At 71.7% G+C, this 4,987-nt stretch carries 4 protein-coding genes; all 4 read right to left on the reverse strand.

Translation table 11 applies throughout. The annotated features are described in order from the left end of the window. Positions 1–190: 190 nt before the first annotated feature. Positions 191–1,258 carry a CU044_5270 family protein gene (locus ACJ73U_RS01340; protein ID WP_407775624.1) on the reverse strand — a complete coding sequence of 356 codons (1,068 nt, stop codon included), beginning with the start codon at positions 1,256–1,258 and terminating at the stop codon, positions 191–193. Next, complete coding sequence (locus ACJ73U_RS01345; protein WP_407775625.1) at positions 1,251–1,844, reverse strand: RNA polymerase sigma factor; 594 nt, start codon at positions 1,842–1,844, stop codon at positions 1,251–1,253. The genes ACJ73U_RS01340 and ACJ73U_RS01345 overlap by 8 nt, the downstream gene beginning before the upstream one ends. Before the next feature lie 40 nt (positions 1,845–1,884). Further along, complete coding sequence (otsB, locus tag ACJ73U_RS01350) at positions 1,885–4,413, reverse strand: trehalose-phosphatase (RefSeq protein ID WP_407775626.1); 2,529 nt, start codon at positions 4,411–4,413, stop codon at positions 1,885–1,887. Positions 4,414–4,531: 118 nt separating this feature from the next. Continuing rightward, a partial coding sequence (locus ACJ73U_RS01355; protein WP_407775627.1) for a trehalose-6-phosphate synthase occupies positions 4,532–4,987 on the reverse strand: 456 nt, incomplete at its 5' end.

The following is a 4,987-nucleotide window of genomic DNA, read 5'->3' on the forward strand; positions in this document are numbered from 1 at the left end:
CCGCTTCGCCGCTTCGCCGCTTCGCCGCTTCGCCGCTTCGCCGCTTCGCCGCTTCGCCGCTTCGCCGCTTCGCCGCTTCGCCGCTTCGCCGCTTCGCCGCTTCGCCGCTTCGCCGCTTCGCCGCTTCGCCGGGTCAGCGGTTCTCCGGCCGGCGCTCGGGGTCTTTGTCGTCGATCAGGGCATCCCTGCTTCAGGGTTTGGCGCCGATGCCGTTGACTACTGCTGTTGTCACCGAGGTGTACTCCGTGACCGTGCCTGCCGGGATATCGTCCATGGCGTCTTCGGTGATCTCGCGTTCGCCCATGAACTGGCCTGTTGTTGGGTTGATGATTACGTCGTGGCGGGTGCCTGCCGCGGTTACGCCGTAGGCGGTGCCCTTCTGGCCGTCCAGGTTTGCCATCTGTTCGGTGATCTGTAGGCCCGGTACCTTCGCCAGCACTCGGTACAGTGCCGCGCGTAGGTCGGCCGGGACCAGGCCGCTTCTCAGCATGTCCGCCACGTAGACCAGCATTTCCTGGTTCTCGTCCGGGCCGTGGCCCCTGGTGTCGGTTCGCAGCCTGTCGTACAGGCGGCCGGGGTCCCTCGGCAGTGCTGCCATGAACTCCTCGTTCGGGGTTTGCCAGGTGCCGGGGGTCTTGCACGGCTCGCGGCCCTCCTCCTGTGCGAACCAGTCGCCGCACGGGGCTCGCCACTCGCCCTCCGGCCAGCCTGTCTCGTCGATGGGGTGGCCGGCGTTCCTGGCCTCCGCCTCGCTGCCGGTGATCCACTTCCGGGCGCCGGTCACGTCGCGGCGCCACAGCCAGTCCTGCTTCTCGTCCGGGGGGACCCACGTTTCCAGCAGGTTCTCCGCCAGGTAGGCGTACTTCCCGTCGATGCTCGCCAGCCACCAGGCGTGTGTGGCGATGTAGCGGTACTGGCCCGGTCCGAGTGGCTCGTCCACGCTGGTGATGCGGTCCGCGGCCGAGTTGAGCTGGGCGACCGCGTCCGCGCTGGGGATGGTGTTCTCGAACTGGACGGTCTGCACCACCAGCACGCCCGCCACCACGGCAAGCACGGTGCCGGCCGCGGCCGTCCACCAGGCCCAGCGGCGGCGTGGGCGGGTTGGGACCGCTGGTTCCGGGGCACCGGCCGCCGTCAGCAGTGCCCTGCGGACGTGGGTGAGGGCCTGCTCGTCCGGGGGGCCGGCGGCGTGGAGCGCGGCCAGCGCCCGGTCCAGCTCGTCCTCCGACCACATGGGGCGCACGTTGTCCTCAGGCATTCTCGCCCTCCCCTCGATACGTCGGCGCGTTCGCCCGCAGCCACTTGCGCACCCGGTGCAGGCGGGAGCGGACGGTGCCGACCGGGATGTTCAGCGCGTCGGCCACCTCGGTCGAGTCGAGGCCGGCCCAGGACGTGAGGAGCAGCACGTCCCGGTCGCCTTCGGCGAGTGTCGCCAGTGCGCCGGCCAGCTGTGCGGCCATGGCCGCGGCGTCGAGGCGGTCGGCCACCCGGGCCTCGTGGCTGGCCTCCAGGCCCGGGGCGTGGCCGGCCGACCTGGCCGTGGCCTGCAGGCCACGCACCTCCTGGCGCACGTGCCGGCGCAGCAGGTTCGTCGCGATGCCGTACAGCCACGACCGCACCGCACCCCGCCGTGGGTCGTAGCTGTGGCGCTGGTTCAGCGCGACCAGGAACGTCTCGCTCACCAGGTCGTGTGCGTTCTCCGCGCCGACCCGACGGGCGAGGTACCGGTGCAGCGGCCGGGCGTAGGCGTCGAAGAGCCGGCCGAACTCCACCGCCGGTTCAGGGCCGCCCAGGTACGGGCGGTCCTTGTCGGCGGGGGGCGGCTCCGGCTCCCGCCGGGTCATCGTCCTCACATCAGCTGTTGCCCGATGACCCGGTCGACGTTCACTGGGCCAGCAGCTGCGCGCACCTGATCAGGCCGAGGTGGGAGTACGCCTGCGGGTGGTTGCCCAGCGACCGCTCCGCGATCGGGTCGTACTCCTCCGGCAGCAGGCCGGTGGGACCGGCGGCGTCGACGATCTGCGCGAACAGGTCCTCCGCCTCGGTGCGGCGGCCGGTCAGCAGGTACGCCTCGATCATCCAGGCCGCGCACAGGTGGAAGCCGCCCTCGTCGCCGGGAAGGCCGTCGTCGCGGTGGTAGCGGTAGACCGTGGACCCGCTGCGCAGCTCCGCCTCGATCGCCGTCACCGTGGCGTGGAACCGCTCGTCGGCCGGGTCGAGCAGGCCGACCATGCCGACCAGCAGGGTCGCCGCGTCCAGGTCGGTGCCGTCGTAGGCGGTGGTGAAGGACTGGACCTCGTCGTTCCAACCCTTCGTCAGCACGTCCTCGGCGATCGTGTCCCGCAGCTCCGGCCAGGACGCCTCGATCTCGCGGCCGTAGGTCGAGGCCAGCTTGATCGCGCGGTCGATCGTGAGCCAGCACATGACCTTCGAGTACACGTGGTGCCGCGGCCGGTGCCGTTCCTCCCAGATGCCGTGGTCCGGCTCGTACCAGCGGCGCGCCACGGCCTCGGCCATCGCGCACACCATGCGCCAGTCGTCGTCGGTCAGCTTCCCGCGTGCCTCGGACAGCGCGGCGACGAGGTCCACGACCGGGCCGAACACGTCCAGCTGCACCTGCTGGTTGGCCAGGTTGCCGACGCGCACCGGCCGCGAGCCCGCGTACCCGGGCAGCGTGTCGATGACGGCCTCGGCGGGCAGCGTCGTGCCGGCGATCGTGTACAGCGGGTGCAGCAGCTCCGGCCCGGGCAGCGTGGTCAGCACGCCGTGCAGCCAGCCGAGGAACTTCTCCGCCTCCACGGTCGAGCCGACCGACACCAGCGCCTTCGCGGTCATGGCGCCGTCGCGCAGCCAGCAGTAGCGGTAGTCCCAGTTCCGGACGCCGCCGATCTCCTCCGGCAGGGACGTGGTCGCCGCGGCCATGATCGCGCCGGTCTCGCTGTGGCACAGGCCCCGCAGGGTCAGCGCGGACCGCGCGACCAGGTCCTTCTCGACCGGCGGCAACGTGAGGCCGTCGAGCCACTCGGTCCAGTACCGCGCCGCCCGCGCCGCGCGCTCGGACTCGGCCACCTCGTGCGGGTCGAGGTCGTTGGTGCCGCACCGCAGCTCCAGCACGACCGGCTGGTCCGGGGTCGGCCGGACGACCGCGCGGGCCGTGTCGTGCATACCGTCACCCGTGATCTCCCACTGGATGCCGGGTGCCCGCAGCACCACCGGGTCGGAGGTGCCCAGCACCCGCAGCCCGTCCGCGGACGGGATCAGCCGGACCTGCACCTGCGCGAACTCCGGCCGCGGCGCGAACTCGACCACCGCCGGCGCGGAGCCGGAGATGCAGCGGACCAGGTCGGTGCGGTGGGCGTAGGTGTAGTGGTCGAGGTAGTCGGTGACCAGCAGGCCCGACCAGCGGGTCTCGACGGTCATGGTCCCCGGCAGGTACCGCTGGCCCAGCGGCAGGCCGCCGCGCTCCGGCCGGATCGAGAAGTGCCCGGCGGACGGGCCGCCCAGCAGGTCCGCGAACACCGCCGCCGAGTCCGGCTCCGGGTGGCACAGCCACGTCAACCGCGCGTCGGGCGTGAGCAGCGCCACGGACCGCTCGCTCGCGAGCATCGTGAGCCGCTCGATGGGCGGGGCCTGATCGCCGTACAGCCAGTTGCGGCGCTCCTCCAGCAGGAACGCCAGGACCATGCCGACCTGCACGGGGTCGGCGATCCGGAACCCGGCCAGCGTCTCGCCGTCGCCGACCTTCACGCCCAGGTCCGGGCCGGACAGCCGGGCGAAGGCCTTCTCGTCGGTCACGTCGTCGCCGAGGAACATCGCGGCGGTCGCGCCGAGCTGGTGGCGCAGCGTGTCGAGCGCCCGGCCCTTGTCGGTCTGCACGACGGCCAACTCGATGACCGCCTTGCCCTCGGTGACCTGCACGCCATCCCACGCGCAGGGTCCGGAGCGGACGGCCTCGTTGACGGTGCCGGCGACGTCGGCCGGCGCGCGGCGGGTGTGCACGGCGATGCTGGCCGGCTTGACCTCCAACTGGACGCCCTGGGCGCCGTCGGTGATCCGCTCCAGCTCGTCCTCCAGGCGCCGGTGCAGGTCCCTGGCCTGCGGGTCCAGCGCGTGCACGAAGCCGATGTCGAACTCCGAGCCGTGGCTGCCGACCAGGTGCACCTCGGCGGGCAGCCGCGACAGGGTGGCGAGGTCACGCAGCGCGCGTCCGGAGATCACCGCGGTGGTCGTCTCGTGCAGTGCGGCGAGCGAGCGCAGCGCCCCGACCGACTCGGTCATGGGGCGCGCCTGGTCCGGGTTCTCCACGATCGGCGCGAGCGTGCCGTCGTAGTCGCAGGCAACCAGGAGACGCGGGGTACGCGCGATCTGGACGATGGCCCTGCGTAGCTCAGCGGACAGCGTCTCAGCGGTCATGGTCACGGTCGTCTTCGACTCTCTGGCGACGGGTTGTGTGCGAATTTTTCAGGCTGGCACACGGTGGCAGAGCGGAACTGTATCGCCCATCGAAGCGGAGACTCGCCCCTGTCCGTGATCAGGTCAGCTGCTGTTCCGGTTGCGGTTGGAGGGCGTCCAGGAACGACCTGGCCCAGCGGTCGACGTCGTGGGTGAGCACCTGCCGGCGCAGTGCCCGCATCCGCCGCCTGCCCTCGGCCGGGTCGACCTCGAGCGCGGCCTGCATGGCGTTCTTCACACCGTCCAGGTCGTGCGGGTTCACCAGGAACGCGCTGGTCAGCTCGGACGCCGCACCCGCGAACTCGGACAGCACGAGCGCGCCACCGAGGTCGTGCCGGCATGCGACGTACTCCTTGCACACGAGGTTCATGCCGTCGCGGACCGGCGTGACGAGCATGACGTCCGCCGCCGAGAAGAACGCGGACAGCTCCTTGCGGTCGATCGACTGGTGCAGGTAATGGACGACCGGATGGCCGACCCGGCCGTACTCGCCGTTGATCCGGCTCACGACCTGCTCGATCTCGCCGCGCATCCG

This window comes from Actinophytocola sp. (assembly GCF_045807065.1).
Lineage (GTDB): Bacteria > Actinomycetota > Actinomycetes > Mycobacteriales > Pseudonocardiaceae > Actinophytocola.

Bases quoted from the DNA above. Each gene is read 5' to 3' on its own strand.
- ACJ73U_RS01340 (WP_407775624.1), bottom strand. From the start codon at position 1,258: ATGCCTGAGGACAACGTGCGCCCCATGTGGTCGGAGGACGAGCTGGAC.
- ACJ73U_RS01345 (WP_407775625.1), bottom strand. From the start codon at position 1,844: ATGACCCGGCGGGAGCCGGAGCCGCCCCCCGCCGACAAGGACCGCCCG.
- otsB (WP_407775626.1), bottom strand. From the start codon at position 4,413: ATGACCGCTGAGACGCTGTCCGCTGAGCTACGCAGGGCCATCGTCCAG.